Source organism: Ammonifex thiophilus (assembly GCF_003368535.1).
GTDB classification, from domain to species: domain Bacteria; phylum Bacillota; class Desulfotomaculia; order Desulfotomaculales; family Ammonificaceae; genus Ammonifex; species Ammonifex thiophilus.
The window spans coordinates 34,752-56,065 of the sequence record NZ_QSLN01000004.1 but is presented as its reverse complement, the minus strand read 5'-3'; the positions used below and the strand labels follow the sequence as shown (position 1 = coordinate 56,065).

Annotated in this window: 19 protein-coding genes and 1 CRISPR repeat array; all 19 genes read left to right on the top strand. The window is 55.0% G+C overall.

What is annotated here, in order from left to right:
• Position 1: 1 nt before the first annotated feature.
• The 19 genes from DXX99_RS04680 (at position 2) to DXX99_RS04590 (ending at position 21,308) form a co-directional block, all read left to right on the top strand.
• Entirely contained in the window at positions 2 to 412 is a 411-nt protein-coding gene (locus tag DXX99_RS04680; protein WP_165847719.1) for a nucleotidyltransferase domain-containing protein, read from the top strand.
• A 185-nt stretch (positions 413 to 597) separates the two neighbouring features.
• Positions 598 to 1,590: a helix-turn-helix transcriptional regulator gene (locus DXX99_RS04675; protein ID WP_115792359.1), complete on the top strand. Its 993-nt coding sequence runs from the start codon at positions 598 to 600 to the stop codon at positions 1,588 to 1,590.
• Between the two features lie 60 nt (positions 1,591 to 1,650).
• A complete protein-coding gene (gene cas6 / locus DXX99_RS04670) occupies positions 1,651 to 2,400 on the top strand; it encodes a CRISPR-associated endoribonuclease Cas6 (RefSeq protein ID WP_115792358.1) in 750 nt (249 codons plus the stop codon).
• 13 nt (positions 2,401 to 2,413) lie between these two features.
• Positions 2,414 to 4,420 (top strand): type I-B CRISPR-associated protein Cas8b/Csh1, encoded by a 2,007-nt coding sequence (cas8b, locus tag DXX99_RS04665; protein WP_115792357.1) that lies wholly within the window; start codon positions 2,414 to 2,416, stop codon positions 4,418 to 4,420.
• 4 nt (positions 4,421 to 4,424) lie between these two features.
• The gene (gene cas7b / locus DXX99_RS04660; RefSeq protein WP_115792356.1) at positions 4,425 to 5,429 is read left to right on the top strand and encodes a type I-B CRISPR-associated protein Cas7/Csh2; all 1,005 of its coding nucleotides are present in this window, start codon (positions 4,425 to 4,427) and stop codon (positions 5,427 to 5,429) included.
• A 6-nt stretch (positions 5,430 to 5,435) separates the two neighbouring features.
• The gene (cas5b, locus tag DXX99_RS04655) at positions 5,436 to 6,236 is read left to right on the top strand and encodes a type I-B CRISPR-associated protein Cas5b (RefSeq protein ID WP_115792355.1); all 801 of its coding nucleotides are present in this window, start codon (positions 5,436 to 5,438) and stop codon (positions 6,234 to 6,236) included.
• A complete protein-coding gene (gene cas3 / locus DXX99_RS04650; protein WP_115792354.1) occupies positions 6,194 to 8,659 on the top strand; it encodes a CRISPR-associated helicase Cas3' in 2,466 nt (821 codons plus the stop codon). The genes cas5b and cas3 overlap by 43 nt, the downstream gene beginning before the upstream one ends.
• On the top strand, positions 8,656 to 9,162 hold the full coding sequence (cas4, locus tag DXX99_RS04645) for a CRISPR-associated protein Cas4 (RefSeq protein WP_115792353.1): 507 nt from the start codon (positions 8,656 to 8,658) through the stop codon (positions 9,160 to 9,162). Before cas3 ends, cas4 begins: the two co-directional genes overlap by 4 nt.
• A 194-nt stretch (positions 9,163 to 9,356) precedes the next feature.
• Positions 9,357 to 12,115: direct repeats of the CRISPR family, unit length 30 nt; unit sequence GTTTGTAGCCTACCTATGAGGGATTGAAAC.
• Positions 12,116 to 12,201: 86 nt separating this feature from the next.
• Positions 12,202 to 12,840 (top strand): HFX_2341 family transcriptional regulator domain-containing protein, encoded by a 639-nt coding sequence (locus DXX99_RS04640; RefSeq protein WP_115792352.1) that lies wholly within the window; start codon positions 12,202 to 12,204, stop codon positions 12,838 to 12,840.
• Between the two features lie 3 nt (positions 12,841 to 12,843).
• Positions 12,844 to 13,329: a Card1-like endonuclease domain-containing protein gene (locus DXX99_RS04635; protein ID WP_115792351.1), complete on the top strand. Its 486-nt coding sequence runs from the start codon at positions 12,844 to 12,846 to the stop codon at positions 13,327 to 13,329.
• Between the two features lie 232 nt (positions 13,330 to 13,561).
• Positions 13,562 to 14,629: a TIGR02710 family CRISPR-associated CARF protein gene (locus DXX99_RS04630; RefSeq protein WP_165847718.1), complete on the top strand. Its 1,068-nt coding sequence runs from the start codon at positions 13,562 to 13,564 to the stop codon at positions 14,627 to 14,629.
• Positions 14,630 to 14,642: 13 nt separating this feature from the next.
• Positions 14,643 to 15,236, top strand: coding sequence for a hypothetical protein (locus DXX99_RS04625; protein WP_115792349.1), 594 nt, complete (start codon positions 14,643 to 14,645; stop codon positions 15,234 to 15,236).
• An 89-nt stretch (positions 15,237 to 15,325) separates the two neighbouring features.
• Complete coding sequence (locus tag DXX99_RS04620; protein ID WP_115792348.1) at positions 15,326 to 16,774, top strand: hypothetical protein; 1,449 nt, start codon at positions 15,326 to 15,328, stop codon at positions 16,772 to 16,774.
• Between the two features lie 15 nt (positions 16,775 to 16,789).
• Positions 16,790 to 17,503, top strand: a complete 714-nt coding sequence (locus tag DXX99_RS04615) for an RAMP superfamily CRISPR-associated protein (protein ID WP_115792347.1) — start codon at positions 16,790 to 16,792, stop codon at positions 17,501 to 17,503.
• Positions 17,475 to 18,701: a hypothetical protein gene (locus tag DXX99_RS04610; RefSeq protein WP_115792346.1), complete on the top strand. Its 1,227-nt coding sequence runs from the start codon at positions 17,475 to 17,477 to the stop codon at positions 18,699 to 18,701. Before DXX99_RS04615 ends, DXX99_RS04610 begins: the two co-directional genes overlap by 29 nt.
• Positions 18,667 to 19,053 (top strand): hypothetical protein, encoded by a 387-nt coding sequence (locus tag DXX99_RS04605; RefSeq protein WP_115792345.1) that lies wholly within the window; start codon positions 18,667 to 18,669, stop codon positions 19,051 to 19,053. Before DXX99_RS04610 ends, DXX99_RS04605 begins: the two co-directional genes overlap by 35 nt.
• The gene (gene csx7, locus DXX99_RS04600; protein WP_115792344.1) at positions 19,050 to 19,874 is read left to right on the top strand and encodes a type III CRISPR-associated RAMP protein Csx7; all 825 of its coding nucleotides are present in this window, start codon (positions 19,050 to 19,052) and stop codon (positions 19,872 to 19,874) included. Before DXX99_RS04605 ends, csx7 begins: the two co-directional genes overlap by 4 nt.
• Positions 19,867 to 20,763 carry an RAMP superfamily CRISPR-associated protein gene (locus DXX99_RS04595; RefSeq protein WP_115792343.1) on the top strand — a complete coding sequence of 299 codons (897 nt, stop codon included), beginning with the start codon at positions 19,867 to 19,869 and terminating at the stop codon, positions 20,761 to 20,763. Before csx7 ends, DXX99_RS04595 begins: the two co-directional genes overlap by 8 nt.
• Positions 20,760 to 21,308: a hypothetical protein gene (locus DXX99_RS04590; RefSeq protein ID WP_115792342.1), complete on the top strand. Its 549-nt coding sequence runs from the start codon at positions 20,760 to 20,762 to the stop codon at positions 21,306 to 21,308. Before DXX99_RS04595 ends, DXX99_RS04590 begins: the two co-directional genes overlap by 4 nt.
• Positions 21,309 to 21,314: the final 6 nt, after the last annotated feature.

Here is a 21,314-nt window from a genome sequence, read left to right as displayed (position 1 = left end):
TTTGCCCGCCGAAGGCTTCTCCTATGCTGCGCTTTATGCCGATCTATCTGTGGTGCTTAAAAGCGACCGCCTAGATTTGGTGGCTCTCCGGTTGGCACCCACTTACCTCCAGGCCGAGATAATAGGTTCCGGTCGTTGCCTCTACGCAAGCTCAAAAGAGGAGCAATATCACTTCGAGACGGGGAAAAGGGGACAGTGGCGCGACGAGCGGTACCGGTGGTTACATGCCTTGCAGGAGGGAAGGCCGATAGAGCTCCGGGCGGAGTTTGTGTTGGAGGCCCTAGCGGGATTGTATAAGCAGTTAAAAGGAGCCGGTGGTTTCCGCAACGTGCTGGACGCCTCGACCTTAATGAAGTCGCCCGAGCACTTGACCGGGCGCCGGAGATTTTCCGGACTTTCTGTAGAGAAGTAAAGGCATGGCTGGCTAACTATGCAAAAGGGAGCTAAAAAGCCAGAAAGGAACTGAGTTCGCGCTAGGAGCAGAATTTGCTCCGATTTGCCCTTTTTCTTCCCTTGCTTCCCGTTTCCGGTCGATGCTAATTTTAAACCCGAAACAAAAGAATCGACTGGAAGCGCAGGAAAAAGGGGAAGGATGTAGTGGCCAGTCGGCAACAGCTGGAGCGCATTCTCAAGATAGACGAACTCATCCGGGCCGGTAAGTACCCCAATCCCCGGCAGCTGGCGCGGGAATTCGGGGTGCAGGAGCGCACCATCTACCTTGATCGCCAGTTCATGGTGGATCGTCTGGGGGCTCCCATAGCTTACGACCGCCGCCGGGGAGGCTGGTACTACACCGATCCTAACTGGGCTTTGCCCACCGTCTTTGTAACCGAGGGAGAACTCTTGGCCTTTCTCCTCAGCGTCGAGGTAGCCAAGCGCTATTTGGGCACCCCTTTCGAAAAGCCCCTCCTTTCGGCAGTAGGGAAGATAAGGCGCAGTCTCAAGGGCCAGGTGGAAGTGAACTTGGCCGAACTCCAGGCGGTGTCCTTCCTCACTTCTCCTTCTTCCGTGGCGGTCAACGAGAGGCTTCTTTTCGAGCTGCAGCGTGCCATCGTCGAAAACCGCAAAGTAAAAATCAATTACTTTACCGCCAGTCGCGGAAGCTGGCAGGAGCGGGTAGTGGAGCCTTACCACCTTTTCAACCTGCGCGGCGACTGGTACCTGGTGGCCTTCGACCACTTCCGCCAGGCCATGCGGGTCTTTCACACCGGCAGGATAGACCGGTGGCGGGTTCTCCCTGAGACCTTCGTCCGTGATCCTCACTTTTCGCCGCAGGAGTGGATGAAGCAAGCTTTTATCGCCGAAAGGGGAGAGGAGCCGGTGGAAGTGGCCGTGCGCTTCGACGCCTATCAAGCTCGCTACATTCGTGAGCGTTGCTGGCACCCTACCCAGCGCATAGAAGAGCTCCCCGACGGGGGCTTAATTTTATATTTCACCACCGGAGGACTGGAGGAAGTAAAGCGCTGGGTTATGAGCTACGGCAGCCACGCTGAAGTGCTGGCCCCGGAGTCTTTGCGCCAGGCGGTGAAAGAAGAGCTCAAGCGTACCCTTGCTTTGTACGAAGAGAGAAACGACGAAGAAAATTTTTAAACTGAAAGGCTATTTCAGTGCTCTCTGATAGACTCTGGAGATGAGGGGAGGGAGAGAAAAATGCAAATGATCATAGAGTTTATAGGCGATAGAGCGATAGTTTTGCCGCTGGAGCACAACTACCTTCTCCAGGCAGCCATCTACCACCAGATAGAGCAGCCGGCCTTCAGGAACTTCCTGCACGAGCAAGGATTTGCCCTGGGGCACAGGCGCTTTAAACTTTTCGTCTTTTCCCGCCTTATGGGGAAATTTCGCATGGACGAAGAGAAGCGGGAGATAGTTTTTACCCCTCCCTGCCGGCTGGTAATCTGCTCTCCCCTCTCTTTGTTTTTAGAAAACCTGGTCCGAAGCCTTATGCGTCAAGGCAGATTTTATCTGGGTAAAAACCGGCTGGCGGTGGGCTCCATTAAAACCCGGGATACGGTGGTGCGGCAGAGTTCCATCACTGTGCGTATGCTATCGCCTTTAACCGTTTATAGCACCTTTAACGGCAACGGCAAGCCTTTCACCTACTACTACTCGCCTTTTGAACCCCGTTTCCCCGAGCTCATCAAAGAGAACATGGCCAAAAAGTATCAGCTTATTTTCGGGCGGCCAGCGGACCCGACCGGCTTCAGCTTCACTCCGGTGGAGGTGCGGGAGCGAGACTTCAAGGTGGTCCGCTACAAAGGCACAATCATCAAGGGGTGGATGGGTAAGTACCGGCTCACCGGCGATCCGCAGTTGCTGGAGGTGGCGCTTAGCGCGGGCCTGGGGGCCAAAAACTCGCAGGGATTCGGGTGCTGTGAATTGGTAGAGGAGGAAGATTGAGGAGGGAAGAGAATTGCTGGAAGCCATAGAGCTGCTGGGAAAGACGGTAGGCGGCGGGGACTTAATCGCAGGAATAATCGAGGATTTAAAAAACATTCCGAAAGATCCGGAAGAAGGATTTTACCTAGTCAAGCTCGACTTTCGGGAAGAAGAGCCAGGGAAGTTGCGGCTTCGCCTCGATTTCGAGGAAATACCGAAAAACAAAGAACAGCGGTACGAATTTCTTACCCGCTGGCGGCACGTGGGCAACGCTTCCGGCAACAACCCCCAGAAGTTTCTCACCACCAACACTCTGCACTACCTAACCGGACAGGTTATCCCTAATCTACTTCAGGAGCTCAGCAGCATAGGGGAGGAAGATTCGGAGCTGGCCCGGAAACTCAAGATAATCTACAATAAGGCCTTTTCCCGCCTCGAGGGTGGGGAGGCAGTGCTTGACCTTGGGCGTCTGGGCATAGCGGTGGAGGAAAAGGCAGCAAAAGAGGAGAGCAAGCAGGGGAAAAAGAAGGCCAAGGAGCGGGCCAAGCAGGTGGAGGAGGGCCTGGTCAAGCTGGTGGGACAAGAGCTGGGAATCAAAAAGAAGCAGGTGGGCCTTTGGACTTTGCTTTTTAACGGCGAACCACTGGTACAGGCCGAGCCTTACGACCAGGTGATCTTGCGCTACCGCCTGGCCGGCTTTGAGGGAGAAGACTTGGTGCCGGGTACCTGCCTGGTCTGCGGGAAGGAAAAAGAAAAAGTAAGCGCTGTGGCCTTCAAGCGCTTGAAGTTTTTCAAGCCCTACATCACCGATAAAGTGGGCTTCGCTTCCGGGGTCAGCGAATTGGGCTTTATCCGCAACTTCCTCATCTGCGAGGAATGCTTCCGCTCTTTTCTGGTAGTGGAGAACTACCTGCCCCAGAACCTGAATTTGCGGGTGGGTACCCTTAACTTCCTTCTTCTTCCCACCTTTATCCTTTTCTCCGATTCTCCCACCTGGCGGGAGGAGCTTCCCCGGTTTATGAATAAGCTTACCCGCAAAACCCAGGCCTTTACCAATCTTCCAATACAGGGGCTTGAAGGCGAGAGGGAGTTTGAAGAAGAGCTTGAGCGCTTACTGGAAGATCTCTTCGAGGAGGAAGGAGTAGAAGACCAGGCGCTACTTAACTTCCTCTTTTACCAGAAAACGCAAAGCGAGTTCCGCATTTTGGGCCTGATAAAAGATGTGGCTCCCAGTCGGCTTTCCCGGCTCTTCCGCCGCTCAAACCTGCTGGCCCAGGAAGGCAGGCGCCTTCTGGGAGGGAAGCCAAAGGACTGGTGGATCGACCTTACCCGCCTTTACTACCTTCTGCCTTTGCGGGAGCGGGACAGGGCCGAGCACAAGAAACTCCTTTACCTCTACCAGGGTTTGCTGCGCGGCGAACCCATCGACTACTCCTTCCTTGTGAAGGAGTTTCTGGAGCTGGCCCACCTTTACCTCACCGGCCGCTTTGAAGGCACCAACCAGCGCAAGCCTAACTCCGGACAGGAAGAGCGGGCTCTGGCCACCAAACTTTTGCACGCCGGCTTCTTGCTAAAGCTTCTGCGCGAAGAAGGAATTCTTAAGGGGGTGAAAGATTTGCCGGGCTTCGAACCGAGCCAGGATCTTATGGTCAATCAGGAAATGCGCGAATACCTGAAGTCCATGAACTACTCCGAGCCGCAGGCGGCCCTTTTCCTCCTGGGCTACCTGCTAAACGAGGTGGGAAAGGGCCAGTACTCTTCCGGACATCAGAGCAAACCGGTGCTGGACAAGATCAACTACCAAGGCATGAACTGGAGCCGAGTACTCAGTTTGGCCAATCAACTCTTTGAAAAGTTAAGGCAGTACGACCGCCTCCGGGGGCAAAACGAGGTCCTTTACGCTGAAATGAAAAGGCTTCTCGACCGCTACCGCGACAGCAAATGGCCTTTGGGCCCGGAAGAAAACGTCTTCTACATTCTCTCCGGCTACGCTTACGGCACCAGGACAACGGTTCTGAAGAAAGAAAAGGAGGTTGAGTAATAATATGGCCGAGATTAAGCTCATCGAGAAAAACGGGGAAATTCTTTACCTTTACGATGCCAAGATGTGCAATCCCAACGGTGATCCCGACGACGAAAACCGCCCGCGCATGGATCTCGACCGGGAACGCAACTTGGTCTCCGACGTGAGGCTCAAGCGCTACATCCGCGACTTCCTCTACGATTACTTCCAAAAAAACGGCGGCGACCAGACCATTTACGTAACCAAGGCAGAAGGGGTGGTTAATGCTACCGAAAGACTCAAACGCCTTCTGGGCCTGGGGGAAAAAGAGCAGCCGACAAGGGAACATTTGCCCACCTTGTTGCAAAAACTCGTTGATGTTCGCCTTTTCGGAGCTACCATGCCGGTGAAGGGCGATCGGCGGGGCGAAGGAGAGGCCATTAACCTCACCGGTCCGGTGCAGTTCAACTGGGGCTATTCCCTCAACCGCGTGCAGTTGGTAGAGTCCAACACCCTCTCTTCCCAGTTTGCTTCCGAGGCCGACGCCCGCCAGGGCACTTTCGGCAAGGACTACCGGCTCTACTACTCCTTCATCGCCTTCCACGGTATTATCAGCGCCCGTAGGGCGGCGGTTATGTATGAACTGGCGAATGGAAACCCGGCCGGAGCCACCAGCGAGCGCGATCTAGAGCTTCTCGATCAGGCCATGCTCAAGGCCATACCCCTCCTGGCCACCCGCTCCAAGATCGGCCAGTACCCCCGCCTTTACCTGCGCTTCGAGTTCACCGATGCCGACACCTTCATGGGGGACATGCGAGAAGACCTGCGCCTGGAGCCCGATACCGACCTACGTTCCATTCAAGACGTCAAGCTGGAAATCGGGGGACTAGAAGACCGGATTCTAGAGGTCAAGAATCGTATCAACCGGGTCTTCTGGTGGCAGGATCGGGAGCTCACTACTCAGGTCAACGGCTCTCCCAAGAACTGCGGGGAGTGGCTGGCAGAACTTCTGGGTTCGGAGCGGGTCATACCTCTAAGAAGGGAGTAAAAAGCCGTGGTCAACGTGGCCGTCTTTGATCTGGTCGGCCCCTTCGCCCACTTTCGCAAATACTACACCAACTCTTCTTCGCTTTCTTACGCCTTCCCACCCCGGACGGCACTTATGGGAACGGTGGCGGCTGTCTTGGGCTGGGAGCGCGACAGCTATTACGAGAAGCTGGGGCTTAATGAAGCCCGCTTCGCGGTGGTAATCAAAGTCCCGGTCCGGCGCCTCATCCAGACCGTGAACTACATCCGCACCAAAGAAGAAGACCTCAACCGGTTAAGAAAGCTGGAGGCCATGAAGGGTACCCAGGTGCCTCTGGAGCTCCTTTTGCCCGGCAGCACGGCCTCCTCCCTTTGCTTCCGGGTGTACTTTGCTCATCGCGACGAAAACGTGACCCGGGAGCTCAAGGAGAGACTGGCCGCTGGCCGATCCCATTACCCCCTTTACCTGGGGCTGGCCGAATTCATTGCTCAGGCCCGGTTAGTCTACTACGGACCGCCGGACGAAATAATCCCTGCCGGTCAAGAAGTAGAACTCCATTCGGTGCTGGCGGCCGACTACCTCCAGCGGCCCGTGCTTAAAGGAGAAGTGGCCCTTAACCGGGAGCGGGCACCCCAGTCCTTTGGGGCAGGGCGGAAGCTCATGCCGCCTATGAGTTACATCTACGAAATGCAAGCCCGCCCCTGGCGGGCGGAGCTTCTGGTCCCCGCCTACTCTTTCTTTCTTCCTTCCGGAAAGGAAACGGTGGCCTTTATGGAGGGAAAGTTATGGCCTTCTACGCCCACTGTGACCGCGAGGGAGAGCGCATAAAGCGCCTTTATCGCCTAAGCGCCCACCTGGCCCTGGTGGCGGCCGCAAGCTACACCTCTTTGGCCCGGCTTCCCCGCTACCAAAAGCTCCTGCCTCTGGCCGCCACCGTGGGTCTAGCCCACGATTTCGGCAAGTACACCTCTTACTTTCAAAACTACCTTTTAAAAGGCGAAGTCAATCCTTACAAAGAGCACGCTTTTATATCCGGCCTCTGGGCTACCTACCTTGCCGCCCGGCAGGGGGCGGAGCCTCTGGAACAACTGGCGGCCTTCATGGCCGTGCTCTGGCACCACCGGGACCTGGACAATCTCGACCGCTACCTGGCGTCGCGCCGCGAAATGGAAGACATATCCCGTCTTGATCCCGACAAGTACCGGCGCCTGGAGGTAGTGGAGAAGCAAGTGGAAGATCTCCGGCGAAACGTAGAGAAGGTGGGGACCTCTCTTATTTCTGCTGCCCGGCACCTCGCCCGTCTTCTTGCGCGGCTCGGCTTTGCTCCCCCTCCTTTTCTGACGCAGGACTGGCGCCGGTGCTTAGAAGAGTTTCTTGGCTCCTGGCGGGAGGTCTATCTTTCCCTCTACCGGCACTGGCGCAAGTTTGAAAGGCAGGAACCTTCCCTTTCTCCTTATTTCAGCGTGGTTCTCCTCTTCTCCGCTCTCATCGATGCCGATAAGAGGCACAGTGCCCGCGTGCGCGAAGTTAAGAGGCCGGAACTCCCCTCCGACCTGATTTGCCTTTACAAAGAAAGGAAGTTTTCCGGAGCCGGAACTCAAGGTATTAACGCCCTGCGGGAGGAGATTTTTCGCCACGCCGCCGAAAGAATAGCCCGCGCTCCCTTTTCCCAGCGCTTTTTCACCCTTACCGCTCCTACTGGCAGCGGCAAGACCCTCACCGTACTCAACACCGCTCTCATCTTGCGCCAGCGCCTAAAGGAAGCTTACGGCTTTTCTCCCCGGATTATATACGCCCTTCCCTTCACCAGCATCATCGACCAGACCTACCAGGTCCTCTACGAACTCATGGAGGAGACCCTGCCCGGTTTTGTTTCCGCTCCTTCGGTTTACCTGCTCAAGCATCATCACCTGGCGGAAATATCCTATAAGGATCCGGAGGACGAAGATCCCCGCCGCTTCGACGAAGCCATGCTCCTCATCGAGAGCTGGCAAAGCGAAGTGGTGGTCACCACCTTCGTACAACTCCTTCACACCCTCATCGGCTACCGCAATCGGATGCTCAAAAAGTTCTGCCACCTGGGCCGGGCCATTATCATCATGGACGAAGTACAGAATATACCCGTGGAATACTGGCCCCTGGTCACCGAAGTCTTGAAGCGGGCGGCGGAGGAGCTTGATCTGCGCCTCATCCTCATGACGGCTACACGCCCGGAGTGGTTCGAGCCGGGAGAAGCCCTGGAGCTGGCGGGAGAGCTGGAGGATATCGAGCGCTACTTCAAGATGCTTGACCGCGTCCGCCTGCTGGTCGAACCCGGACAGTACCGCGTGGCAGAAGCGGCCGAGCTTTTCGCCCGGCGCTATGATCCCAGCCAATCGCACCTGGTGGTGCTGAACACCATCCGGAGCTCCGTAGACTTCTACCACTACCTGAAAGATCTCTTGCCGGAGGGAACCCCTCTTTACTACCTTTCCACCAACATCGTGCCGGCCGAGCGAGAGAAGCGGATAGAAGCCCTGCGCACGGCCTTGCACCGGGGAGAGAAGCCGGTTCTCGTTTCTACCCAGGTGGTGGAAGCGGGAGTGGACCTAGACTTCGACGTAGCCTGGCGGGACATAGGGCCTGTAGATGCGGTAGTTCAGGTGGCGGGGCGCTGCAACCGCAACTTCAAGAGAGATAAAGGGGATGTTTACCTACTCAACTTGGTAGACGAACAAGGCCACTCTCTGGCCGTCCGCGTCTACGGGGCCATTCACATAAAGGGCGCCCGGGAGTTTTTCTCCGGCCGTCCGGAGTTCCCAGAAGCGGAATTCCACTCGCTGGTGGAGAACTTTTTCTCCTTTGTCAGGGCCCGAAAAGATCCGAGCGCAAGTGACACAATTTTGAAAGCCATGAAGGAATTGCGGTTCAAGGGGGACGGGGAAGAGAAAGGCGTGGCAGGCTTTCAGCTCATAAAAGATCTGCCCAACCACATTGAGGTCTTCGTGGCCCTTGACCCCAAAGCCGAGGAAGTATGGGAAGCCTACCAGCAGGAAGTGGTAAACGCGCCCGACCGCCGTTCGCGCTGGGAAGCCTTTTACCGGATCAAGCGTGACTTCAGCCGCTACATCATCTCTGTTCCTGTTAGATCCCTGGCTGGCAAAGTAGACACTTCCAAAGCTCTGCCCTATATACCCCCCTACCTGGTGGAAGAGCTTTACGATCCAGAAACGGGCTTCAAGCGGGTAGACGAAGGGGCGGTGATAATATGATCTCTTCCTCTCCGAAGGTCATTGGGAGCTACGTCCAGGCCTTCCTCATCTGTCCCCGGCAGGTCTGGCTCATGTCCCGCCAGATCTGCCCGGACGAAGACCACGAGCTTTTGCAGATCGGGCGGCTCATTCAAAGCCAGAGCTACGCCCGCGAACGCAAAGAGGTGCACATTGAGCACCTGGCCCTGGATCTCGTCCGCCGCGCGGGCAAAAACTTCGTGGTGGCCGAGGTCAAAAAGAGCTCCCGCGCCGCCGAAGCAGCCCGGATGCAACTGGCCTTTTACCTTTACGAACTCAAGCAGATGGGCCTAGAGGCCGAAGGGGAGCTCCTTTTTCCGGAAGAGAGGAGAAAGGAGTATCTAGTGCTGACGCCGGAGCTGGAAGCAAAAGTAGCCAAGATGAAGGAAAATATAGTCCAGATCATAGCTCGCCCGATTCCTCCTGCCCCGGCGCGCACTCGCTTCTGCGGTAAGTGCGCCTACGCCGAATTTTGCTGGGCATGAAAATGTCGTCGACCTCCGGTAGTGCAAAAACCCCTGGAGGTCGACGACACTACTTAAATCTTTTAAATATTGACCTGAAAGCCTACAGTGTGGTAGCATTAGGCTGACCGATAATCCGGCAAGCTCCCGGCGAATGGTCATTCGCGAGTTCGATAACCTAGCTTTCAAAGCCGGAGTTCGTGCATACAAAACGGGTTTGTAGCCTACCTATGAGGGATTGAAACGCTATGATGTAGTACTTATTACGCAGGATGTTAGAAGTTTGTAGCCTACCTATGAGGGATTGAAACATAGGCAGATTAGAAATTGTGCTGAGTATGTAGTAAGTTTGTAGCCTACCTATGAGGGATTGAAACAAACGATTTATATGCCGGGTTTGCGGGTGTACAAAGGGTTTGTAGCCTACCTATGAGGGATTGAAACTGCTCTCTTAGTTATAGACGAGGCAGGGATATGGTTTAGTTTGTAGCCTACCTATGAGGGATTGAAACTACTGGCAGGGGGGGGCTTTCCGGGGTACGCCTACCGTGTTTGTAGCCTACCTATGAGGGATTGAAACGGTGTAGCACTGTCCCACCAAAACCACCTTTCTCCCGTTTGTAGCCTACCTATGAGGGATTGAAACCTGGGTAGCGGTGGATCTGGGGACTGGTGAGATCCTGTTTGTAGCCTACCTATGAGGGATTGAAACGATACTTGCGGAGGTAGCCCCAGACGCTTTTCTTTAGTTTGTAGCCTACCTATGAGGGATTGAAACCCCGCCACCAGAAGCCAGTCCTCTAGCTCCAAAAACGTTTGTAGCCTACCTATGAGGGATTGAAACGTGTCCCACGTCACTATCCTCACGGTACTAACCCCCTGTTTGTAGCCTACCTATGAGGGATTGAAACCAAATTTTACACATACAAAAAAACACTGGGAACGGCGGTTTGTAGCCTACCTATGAGGGATTGAAACTGGCCATGGGCCTTGCGAAAGGGTGGCGTTCGGGTGTTTGTAGCCTACCTATGAGGGATTGAAACCCAGCGCCCGCCGAAGAGCATGATAACTCTTGCCAGGTTTGTAGCCTACCTATGAGGGATTGAAACCCAACAACCCCATGTTCGTGGCCGATATTGATGCCAGGTTTGTAGCCTACCTATGAGGGATTGAAACCTTAGGGCTTCCGCTCTCCCCAGTACCCCCAGGACAGGTTTGTAGCCTACCTATGAGGGATTGAAACAGTAGGCAGGCAATGGCACGCAGGGGGGCTTTGACTGTTTGTAGCCTACCTATGAGGGATTGAAACGCTTTTCAAAGAATCCCAGCACGTGCTTGTGGTACTTGTTTGTAGCCTACCTATGAGGGATTGAAACAGTTTAAAGAGGGCATTTTTGAGACGGAAGACGCGGGTTTGTAGCCTACCTATGAGGGATTGAAACCTGTTTAAGAAAAACACATATATGCGGCTCGCTTCGGTTTGTAGCCTACCTATGAGGGATTGAAACATGCCTACCAGCGGCTGTCTGTCGATGGCTTTTGTGGCTTTGTAGCCTACCTATGAGGGATTGAAACATGAGTTCCCGCAAAGACATCGGATCCACCTTCACTGTGTTTGTAGCCTACCTATGAGGGATTGAAACACATTTGTCTTGCCCAGGTTACCAAGTTCCAGCCGAGTTTGTAGCCTACCTATGAGGGATTGAAACTTCTCCGAGAGCGCCCGCACCAGCGTCCTGAGGTGCGTTTGTAGCCTACCTATGAGGGATTGAAACACATATGCTGGATAAACAATAAGACGACTACCATTAGTTTGTAGCCTACCTATGAGGGATTGAAACAGGGTAGTGGATGATCATGTATTTGTTGTTCCCGTCGGTTTGTAGCCTACCTATGAGGGATTGAAACAGGCGTGCTTCTAGGGCCTTCCCGGCGGGCCCGCAGTTTGTAGCCTACCTATGAGGGATTGAAACCGGATGAACTGGACGGCGGCCGGGTGCCTGCTAACGAGTTTGTAGCCTACCTATGAGGGATTGAAACAGGAAAGGTGCAGGATAGCTAATGAAGCGAATGCGAGTTTGTAGCCTACCTATGAGGGATTGAAACTCTATCTGCACGGTCACATTCCCCCTAGATGATATTGTTTGTAGCCTACCTATGAGGGATTGAAACATGACGGGAACCACCTGGTCGGCGAAGGCCCGTGTGAGGTTTGTAGCCTACCTATGAGGGATTGAAACGCTAGGCTAGCTCGGCTGCTTTGCCTGTGTATAAGTTTGTAGCCTACCTATGAGGGATTGAAACTTTTTTACTGTGGGTATACGGTTTCCAAGGGGTTTCAGTTTGTAGCCTACCTATGAGGGATTGAAACCTGAAGCTGGCGCTTCCCCTCGGCCACTGTATGAGTTGTTTGTAGCCTACCTATGAGGGATTGAAACCTAAAGCTTTCCGGAGAGCATGATAGCTCTTTCCCGAGTTTGTAGCCTACCTATGAGGGATTGAAACGGGGCAAGAAGGAGCGTGATCCTAACTTCTTCGAGGTGTTTGTAGCCTACCTATGAGGGATTGAAACCGGAAGGCTCCTGATGTCGTGAATTATGAGGTAGCTGGTTTGTAGCCTACCTATGAGGGATTGAAACAACCACACCTCTGGCCTTTCCCCATATTGGGCAATGGTTTGTAGCCTACCTATGAGGGATTGAAACAGGGAGGGGGGTAGTTTGGAGAGGGCTATTCGTGCGGAGTTTGTAGCCTACCTATGAGGGATTGAAACGGTGTTTCGTAGAAGTGCGCGCCTGCCCCTCCCAGAAGTTTGTAGCCTACCTATGAGGGATTGAAACGGTGTTTCGTAGAAGTGCGCGCCTGCCCCTCCCAGAAGTTTGTAGCCTACCTATGAGGGATTGAAACACTTCTTACGCACGTACCCCGACATGCTCCTCGTCCCGTTTGTAGCCTACCTATGAGGGATTGAAACGCCGAGGTGGCCGGGGTGCTGAGGGCGTGCGGCCAGGTTTGTAGCCTACCTATGAATAGTGTTGACTTTCTTTTGGAGGGGTTCTTGTGTCGTACGCGATGGTCTGTTTGGTCAGCGAGGAAAGGATGCAGAACATTATTCCTGTGTTCCAGCATGGTTTAAATATTAGCAAGGTCTACCTGATATGTTCTCGCGATGCCGGACAAGAAAATTCGCCCTTGCGGAGAGCTCTGGATGATCTCCAAGCTACCTTAGAATCAGAAGCCGGCGTCAAGGTTAGAGTGTGGGATCAGTTCGTCGATGCTTACGACCCGGAAAGTGCTCGTCGAGTTGTATACGAGGCGATAAAGGACGCGCAGAAGAGAACTTCTGCTCAAGTGCTAGTTAATTTCACCGGAGGTACTAAGTGCATGTCTGTCGGAGCCTTCTTAGCCGCCCAAGATGCCGGCCTCCCCTGTCTTTACGTGGATACTGCCAACCTCCGCCTTATCCGATATGATCCCGTATCTTTATCTCAGGAATCTCTTCCTTTTGATTTGGCGGGCCGTCTCACCGTTCCCATCTACTTCAAGTCTTACGGCAAGCCAGTGTATCCTTCGTCTCGCCAGTTATTTCCTGATGCTGCTTTTGATTTTGCATGGGATCTTTATACCCTCTGGCCTCAGCGGTTTTCCGTTATGATCTCTTTTCTGGAAAAGTTTGCCAAAGTCATTAGCAACAAGTAAACTATGGTTGAGGCCGAAGGACTTGATGAGCAGCTGGTTAGTTTGCTTCTCAAATACGGGGCCATAAAACGAAGCGGAAACTATTGGGAAGTAGTCCCTGACTGGAAGCCGGTGCTCGGGGGGGAGTGGCTTGAGGTCATGGTTTTTCTACTCCTGAAGGAAAGCGGTTACTTTGACGATATCGCCACTGGTATTTGTGTGGCCGGTCTGGAGAACGAACTCGACGTGGTGATGGTGCGGCACGGGCAACTGGCGGTCATTGAGTGTAAGATCGGAAGCCTAAAAGGGGCTCTTCCCAAAGTCAGGGCCGTGGCCACTGCGTTGGGCAGGTTCGCTCGGAGTTTCATAGTGACCAGCCAGCTTTCCGAGAAGATTCCTCCTGTTTACAAGGCGAGAGCCATTCATTATGGTGTGCGCGACATTGTTACCGCTGAAGACTTGCCTCGGGTAGCCGAAAAAGTCATCGCTGGCATGAGAGGTGGGAGATAAGTTGCCGCCCAGAATTCTGGTCCTTTCGGTCGGAGGGTCTTGTGCCCCCGTAGTTAATGCCTGTCGGGAGTACAAACCGGATTTCATTTACTTCTTTTGCTCCGGGGGTCCCAAAGGCAGTACGGTTGCGGTAGATGGAGAAGGAGATCCTTGCGGCGATTCCCGAACCATCAAGTGCCCGAAGTGCAAAACAGAAATACCTCTTGGCAACAACCCCAAAGGGGAATCTATCGTGCGGCAGTTACAGTTGCCGCCCGGATCGTACGAAAAAGTAGAAGTTGACGATCCGGATGACCTTGCCTCTTGCTACCGCAAGCTGGTTGATCTGGAAAACCGGATAAGAGAACGTTTTGGTCCGGACGCAGAAGTAATTGCCAACTACACCGGTGGCACCAAGACTATGTCGGTAGCCCTAGCCTTGCTGGCAGCGTTGCGGGAGGGCTGGGACCTGTCCGTTAACATAGGGCCTCGGTTTGATCTGATCAAGGTGCGGGGCGGCGATCACGCCGTGTTTGCCGATAAGCAGGTGGTAGCTGCTGAGCTCTACCGCTCGCAGGCAGCCGAGTTTTTGCGCTCTTATGCCTACGATACGGCCGACAAAGTTCTGTCCCAGCTAACGACCAGATACCGGCTCTCTTCGGATTTAAGAGACCGCTTCCTCCGGATTCGCCTGTTGTGCCAAGCATTTTATGCCTGGGATGTTTTCGACCACCGGAAGGCGCTCGAGCTCTTGCGCCTTGTAGGTGGGGAGAAGGTTGCTCCTTATATTGAAGTAGCTCTGGGGCTGGCCGGAGAAAAGAAAAAGGTTACGGGCTATGAGCCGGTAATGGATCTTTTGCTTAATGCCGAGCGGCGGACAGAGCAAGGCCGGTACGATGATGCGGTGGCCCGACTTTACCGGGCCTTAGAGATGACCGCTCAGGTGCGCCTGCGGCAGGCGTGGAACTTGGATACCGGAAACCTCGCTCTAGATCAGCTACCTCCGGAGTTACGGGATAAGCACCTTCCCTGGCAGGACGAAAAGGGGCGCATAAGGCTGGGGTTGGTGAAAAGCTTTGAGCTTTTGGCCGAGCTCAATGATCCCGTCGGGCAGCTCTGGCGCCAGCAGGAGTCTAAGATGCGCAATGCTTTGGAGGCCAGAAATTCTTCTATTCTGGCTCACGGAACCGTTCCGCTAAGTGAGGCGAGCTACAGGCAGTATGGTTCGGTTATCGGAGGTTTCATCGAAGAAGTTTTTCAACTAACGGGCGTGAGATTGCCTCGCCGTCAGCTCCCACGCGAGGAACTGCTGGATATGTAAGGGGGTAATCCTTTTGCTGGAGTGGCAGGATATCTTTACCAGACGCAAGTATTATTTCACCGAAGAGGGCTTAAAGCGGGTTCGGAAGCACGTGGCCGATTTGCTGGCCCAGAGGATTAAAGCTGGCTCCAGCTTGGAAGATATGGCTGACAAAGCAGCTCGCTCCTGGGCTAAAGAGTACTATGAGTTGGTTTTCCCCTTGCGTTTGGATGCGCCGGAGGTAGAGAAGATAGACGGAAGCATTAACTTCCGGAGCAGGAAACAAGACCCCGGTTTTCCTCCCATACTCCCGGCTCTCGGAAGCGGAATTACGGAAACCCTTTTGGCCGACGCAGTGGTAATCCGGACGGCTCTCTTAAACCTTCTTCTGCGGCAGCGGAAGGTCGAGAAAGAACTCCTCAACGCGGTTCGGCTGGCTTCGCTCGTTTCCCCCCTGGCTGAAGAACTGGAGGAGCATCTTCTCTCTTGGCCGAAAGGGATGGAGCTTCTCCTCTCTGCTTTCCAGGGAAAAGCCCCGTTCCCCCGGGATGTCGACGGCGATCTGGTTCGGGCTGTGAGTGAGGCGGTTTTTTTTCTTCCGAGGCCCAGAGCCTGCCGGATGAGTTAGGTGTAACTCTGGTTATAGGTGCGGTCCAGCGGGTTAAACAGTATGTTTTTGCCAGCCCGGGGCTCAACGAAATAAGGGGAGCTTCTGCTTTGCTTGACGAGATTACCGAAAGTCTGGAAAGGGATGTGGAGAGCGAGCTGGGTGTTGAGGTGCTTTTGCGTGCAGCGGGATCACGCTTAGAATTCTTGGTTCCCGACGAAGAAGAAGGCAAATACTGGCAGAAAAAAATCAAGCAAAGGTTCTTTGAGAGAACAGGAAGTAGCCTGGTGGCTACTGCCGCCAGCCCGGTGAAAGTCAAAGGGCTCCTTACCGAGTTCCAGGAAGTGCTGCGTAGGGCGAACCGGGAATTAGAAAAAGAAAGAAATCTGGTTTTTCCGGTAGCGGGCGAAGCCCTTCCTTTTGAGGAGCGCTGTTCTATATGCAAAAAGCGGGTGGCCGAGGGATGGTATCAGACACCAGAGAAGCAACTCGAGCCTGCTTGCCGTGTGTGTTACACCAAGCGGGAAAAAGGTAGAGAGTTAAGGTGTCGCATGGTGAAAAAGCTTGGGGAGGAAGTAGTGGACAGGGAGGCTTTTGTCCGCCTGGAACCGCCCGACTCTTTAAACGAACTTCCTCCCGAAAATCTTGCCCACAAGTGGGTAGCGGTGGTTTACGGGGACGGCAATAACTTTGGCGGGGTACTCCAGCAGAAGATCGATAAGCTAGCCTCTGCGTTACAGTGGACGCAGCGCATAAAGCGGGTCACCTGGAAGGCCGCAGCTCAAGCCTTGAGGGAGGCCATGAATAGTGAAGAGGCTTCTCGAGAGCTAAAACGTCTTCCCTTCCAGATGCTGCTTCTGGGAGGAGAAGATATCAGCCTTTTTGCCTGGGGACCGGTCGGGCTTCACTTTGCCCGTTATTTCGTGGAGCTTACCGATCGGGAGTTTGCTCCGGCTCAAGATGTCAAGGGACGCATCTCCTTTTCTCTGGGCGTATTGGTAACCGATGAGAAAGCCCCTGTATTTCGTACTCTTAACTTTACCGAAGAAGAGCTCCTCAAGTGGGCCAAGCGCGCGGCGCGCGAGCGAGGATACGAGAGAGGCGGGACAATTGCTTTCTTCCTGGCTCCTTCCGCCGATCAAATTCCCGGTGATCTGGATGATTTCCTGCGTAGAGCCTTTTTGAAGCCGGGGAAGGTTATGAACCTCTGCCTTACCTTGCGTCCTCTGAGCGCAGAGGAACTGGGCTTCTTGATAGACAAGGCAAGGGAGCTCCGTTCTTACTCCGGTTCCCTCTTGCGCCTAGCAACGGCTTTCGTTAAGGGAAGCCCGAAAGTAGCCACGCTTTTGTATCTTTACCAGAAAGAGCGCAAGAGGGAAAAGGGACTTTTTGATGAGCTCGAAAAAAGAGAGAAAGTCCCGCCGACGCTTCGCGAGTTGATGTTCCCTACCTTCTTTAGCCCTGAACGAAAGGTTTTCGGTGTTGATGAGCAAAAGGAGGGTTTCTACCATTTTTCTGTGCTTGTTGATCTGGCGGAGTTGCTTAAGATCCTCGGTTAAAGGGGAGAGGTGCAATTGGGAAAGCTTTGGCTTTTGAAGCTAGAAGTGAGGTTTGAGGGCATGCTTCACATAGGCGGCACCGGTTCCCCACAGCTTCTGGTAGACCGAACGGTGGTGCTAGATAAGGAAGGTCGGCCTTATCTTCCCGCTTCTACCGTGCGGGGGAGACTGCGGGCTTGCCTGGAAAGGCTCCTTAAAACTTTAAATCAGCCGGTTTGTTCTCCTCCTTATCCGGAGCTCATGTGCCCCCAGGGTTACCCGGAGGAGAATTACTGCCCGGCTTGCCGGCTCTTCGGCAGTCCCTGGCGCCAAGGAGCTTTGTATTTCAGGGATTTTGTGCTGGATCCAAAGCCCGGTGAGGCCGAGATTGCAGAACTTCGTTTGCTTAGGATGGGTATAGGGATCGATCGCCGCCGGAACACGGTGGAGGAGGAGAGGCTCTTTTTCACGGAAGTAGTTTCTTCTTCTGCTGGGGGAAAGGAACTGCGTTTTGTCGGGGAGGTCGAGCTCAGGGAGGGTGCTCCGGAACTCCTTGGCTGGCTCCTGGCTTCTTTGCGCCTTGTTACCTACATGGGCGGGCAGAAGAGCCGGGGTCTGGGGAGGGCGAGGATCGAGGTCAGCGAGATAAAGAGTTGGGATCCCGAAAGGGGCTGGGTTGCCGTGTCGGATGTGAAGCGGTTTGCTGAGGAGGTGATCGAGCGTGCGCTGTCGGGCGCAGCTTCGGTTTGAAGGTTCCTGGCTTGTTAGCAGGGGGGTGGCGGTACAAAACGTAGTGCGGGGGCGCGATTACGTGCCCGGCAGTGCCTGGCGCGGCGCCCTGGCCGAGATGCTTCTCAGCGCCGGAAGGGGCAAAGCCGAACTGGCGGCGATTTTCAGCTCCGGCGCGAGATTTGGCTTTCTTTATCCCGTACCGGCGGAGGAGGGGTGGGAGGGCTTCCCTCTCCCCTTGACCGCCCGCAAATGTAAAGTCCAAGGGGGACTAGGTGACGGGAAGCACGGAGCCAGCGACTGGCTGCTTCCCAACTTGCGCCGCCGCCTGGGCCTTAGGAGTGAAGCGCCCTTTGAATGTTCTGTATGCCGCGAGCGCTTGGAGCGCTACCGGGGGCTGGCCGCCCGCTCGCTTCGCGGGGAAGGGTACCGGGAGATGAAGATCGAGCGCCGTTGGCTTATGCGGGTGGGGCTGGACCGTCGTACGGAAACGGCAGCGGAAGGCATTCTTTACGCTCTAGATGCGGCCACGTGGCCCTACTTCTCTGGATGGTGGCAAGGAACAGAGGAGGAGTTTTTTAAGCTCAGAGAAGCTCTTGCCGCCTGCCGTCCGCTTGTCGATGGGGGTTGGCCGGTATACCTGGGCACGGCAAAGGCCAGGGGGTTAGGGAAGGCTCTGTTAAGGCTGGATGAAGTAGAGGATCCTTATTTGGCTCCTTTGGAAGCGAGGCTGAATGACTTTCAGCAGCAACTCGGACTCGGCAATGATCGTTCCTATCTTTACTTCTCCCTCACCCTTCGTTCCCCCCTTCTGCTTCCGGGAGAAGGAGGAAAACCTTGGGGATGGGACGATGCCGGGGTGCTGGCCAGGTATGTAACCACCGTACCCTCAGGGCTTGCGTATCTCGAGGAGGTTTCGGCGGTTGAATGGGAGACCTGGGAAGGTTGGTCGCAAGCTTGGGGCTTGCCCAAGCCGGTGGTGACGGCGGCGGTGCCGGGGAGCGTGCTCGTGTATCGGGCGCCGCTGGCAGCAAGAGACGAGGTTCTGGCCTTTCTTCAGGAGGTAGAGGAGAGGGGCTTGGGAGAGAAAACTGCGGAAGGCTGGGGAGAAGCGGTGGTGTGCGATCCTTTTCATCTCCATTTCGATGCGGACAAAATTTCGGTGCGGACAAAGGAGGGGAAGGATGAGTTCCGCATATCGGCAGCTGGAGGAAATTAATGAAGAGCTGGTGCTCAAGGCGGAAGATATTGTAAAGAAGATAAAAGGCCGGGTAGGAAAATCAGATGACATGGGAAGCTCGCAGCTTTCGCGGGCCATTGAAGTAGCGCGCAGCGCTAAATCTTTCAAAGTTTTCGACAACTGGATGGCTTATCAGGCGAGCCGGCCGCAATCCAGTAAATTTTGGAAGGAACTCGGACTTATCGAGCATATCCGTGAGGTCATGCGATCTCTGGAGAAAGATGAGCGGTTACCCGACAAGGCGATGAAAGTAGAAGCATTGGTGCGCCTTTTAGGCTTTCTGCGGCGGGCCTTTATCGGGCGCGACTACTTAGGAGGGGATCGCAGTTGAGCTTAGAGGTCAGGCCTCCACTTTGGGATACCTTCATCAACAGACTGATAATTCGAGGTGAATTGGTCTGCCAGACGGCCCTGCGCATAGGAGCGGGGAGCGACCCCCTCCTTCCCACGGCCAGTGACTTGCCCATACTACTTTTAAACGGCCAACCTTACATTCCCGGTTCCTCCCTGCGGGGGGTGCTCCGGAGCCACCTGGAGCGCCTGGTTCGTACCCTCGAGCCCAGCCCAGGGGGAGGGAAAGGAGCCTGCAACCCGGTGGACAAGAATGAGTGGTGCATCAAGACCGAGGATATGAGGGAACTACGCCAGAGCAAGAAGGATCTGGCTTTTAGGGTTTGGGATAAATCCTGCCGCATCTGCCGTCTCTTCGGCAGTCCTTGGCTGGCTTCCCGGGTGCGGGTAAGCGATCTCTTTTGCCTAGATGAAAATGTCAAGCCCCAGATAAGAGACGGGGTGGCCATAGACCGGGAAAAGGAAGCAGTGCGCAATAAGTTCGATTTCGAGGTCGTGCCTCCCGGTACCCGGTTCCGCCTGGAGCTGCTGGCCGAAAACCTCTCACCGGACGAGCTAGGACTTGTGTGGCTAGGTATCCGGGAGCTTTGGGAGGGCCGTATCCAGGTGGGGGGCTTTAAGGGGCGGGGTTTGGGTTTCGTGCGCCTGGAGAAGGTGCAGGTGCACACGGTGGACGGAACCGATAGGGAGGCTTTGAAGAACTACATCACCCGAGGAGAAATGAGGCTCGTTGCTCCGGAGGAACTTGAGCGGTGGCTTGAGAGCTTTTGGAACTCCTGCGGAGGTGGGAAGGGTGCATAGCCGCTTCTTCAACGAGGCCGTGTTCGAGTTCCTGCTCTATCCGGACACTCCTCTGCTGGTGAAGGCAGGAGGAGAAGGGATGGAAGCACTGGACCCCACCCTGCCGGACATGAGCTTCGTGCGTATGAGGCGAGCCGGCGGCGAGGAAGTGCCTTTCATCCCCGGCTCCTCTTTTCGCGGGGTTCTGCGCAGTCACGCCGAGCGTCTGGTGCGCTCGGTGAAAAAGGAAGAAGCCTGCGATCCCTTAAACCACAGGGAGAGGGAGAGCTGGAACTTAAAAACCGCCTGCCTGGTCAGGGACAAAGATAAAGGACCCGAAGCCTACCGGAAATCTTGCTACATCTGCCGTCTTTTCGGCACCACCGGTCTGGCCGGCCGGGTGCGGGTGAGCGACTTTTACCCGGAAAAGGAGCCGGTCTGCTCCACCCGCTACGGCGTGGCCATCGACCGGGTGACTGGAGCGGTGGCCAAGGGACCTTTTGAGATGGAGGTGGTCACCGACGGGAGTTTCCGGGGCACCATAACCCTGCGCAACTTTACTCTGGGCCAGTTCGGCCTTCTCTTGGCAGCCCTTCTGGATATAGGTGAAGGGCTGGTTCCCATAGGATTCGGCAAATCCCGGGGCCTTGGACGTGTCAGGCTGGAAGTGGAGAGGCTTGCCATCTACACCCTTCGCTCCCCTGAAGGAGCTTTGTGGGGAGTGGGGGCTCTTTGTGAGGAAGAGGTCAGGAAGGAATTCAGGCTTCCTCCCGCCGAGAGGGAACGGCTGGATCTGGGAGCAAAGGATGCGGCCAAGAAGGGCATCTATCATGTGCTGAGTGCTGCGGGCGAAGAAGCGGTGAGGTGGATGGAGAAAGCCGTCCCCCGCTGGTTGGAGGAGATAGCTTGAAGGGCTGGTTGCTTCTGTTGCGGGAGGAGCTAGTTAGCAAGGCCATAGAAACCGACCTCTGGCCGGTGGGCGAAACCTGGTGGTTCGGGTGGAATGAAGGGGAAATTCGCCTGCCAACTCTTTTGAAAGGCTGGAGGGAGGCACTGGCCGAAAAGTGGGAAGTTCTCAGGATTTTCAGTCCCAAGGCCGAGCTGCGCCAGGAGCGCCGGGGGAGGCAGGTGGTTTTTTCCCTACTTGTGGAGGAAGAGGCCTATTCTGCCCTTCCTCCGGAGCTGAAAGGCAAGGGCGATTGGTTCCTGGTCGAGAAAGGATATCACCTCCTAGCGGGGGAGCCTAGGGGAGGTCGGTGGGTTAAGACCCAGTATCCGCGGTATCTGGACTACGGAGTGGCGGGTAACGATGACGCTTACGTGGTCGTCCGGGTGTACAAGTACCGCGACCGGGAAAATCCTTCTTTTTCTTTGGTTCGCTACGCCGGCCTGGTTCTGGTGCCTAAAAAGGAGCGGGATCAGGAGAAGTGGCAGCTGAAACCTTACGGAGGCTAGGGAGGG

Coding starts and splice junctions, on each gene's coding strand:
- cas7b (WP_115792356.1), top strand. CDS start 4,425: ATGGCCGAGATTAAGCTCATCGAGAAAAACGGGGAAATTCTTTACCTT.
- cas4 (WP_115792353.1), top strand. CDS start 8,656: ATGATCTCTTCCTCTCCGAAGGTCATTGGGAGCTACGTCCAGGCCTTC.
- DXX99_RS04605 (WP_115792345.1), top strand. CDS start 18,667: ATGAGTTCCGCATATCGGCAGCTGGAGGAAATTAATGAAGAGCTGGTG.
- cas6 (WP_115792358.1), top strand. CDS start 1,651: ATGCAAATGATCATAGAGTTTATAGGCGATAGAGCGATAGTTTTGCCG.
- DXX99_RS04635 (WP_115792351.1), top strand. CDS start 12,844: ATGGTTGAGGCCGAAGGACTTGATGAGCAGCTGGTTAGTTTGCTTCTC.
- cas3 (WP_115792354.1), top strand. CDS start 6,194: ATGGCCTTCTACGCCCACTGTGACCGCGAGGGAGAGCGCATAAAGCGC.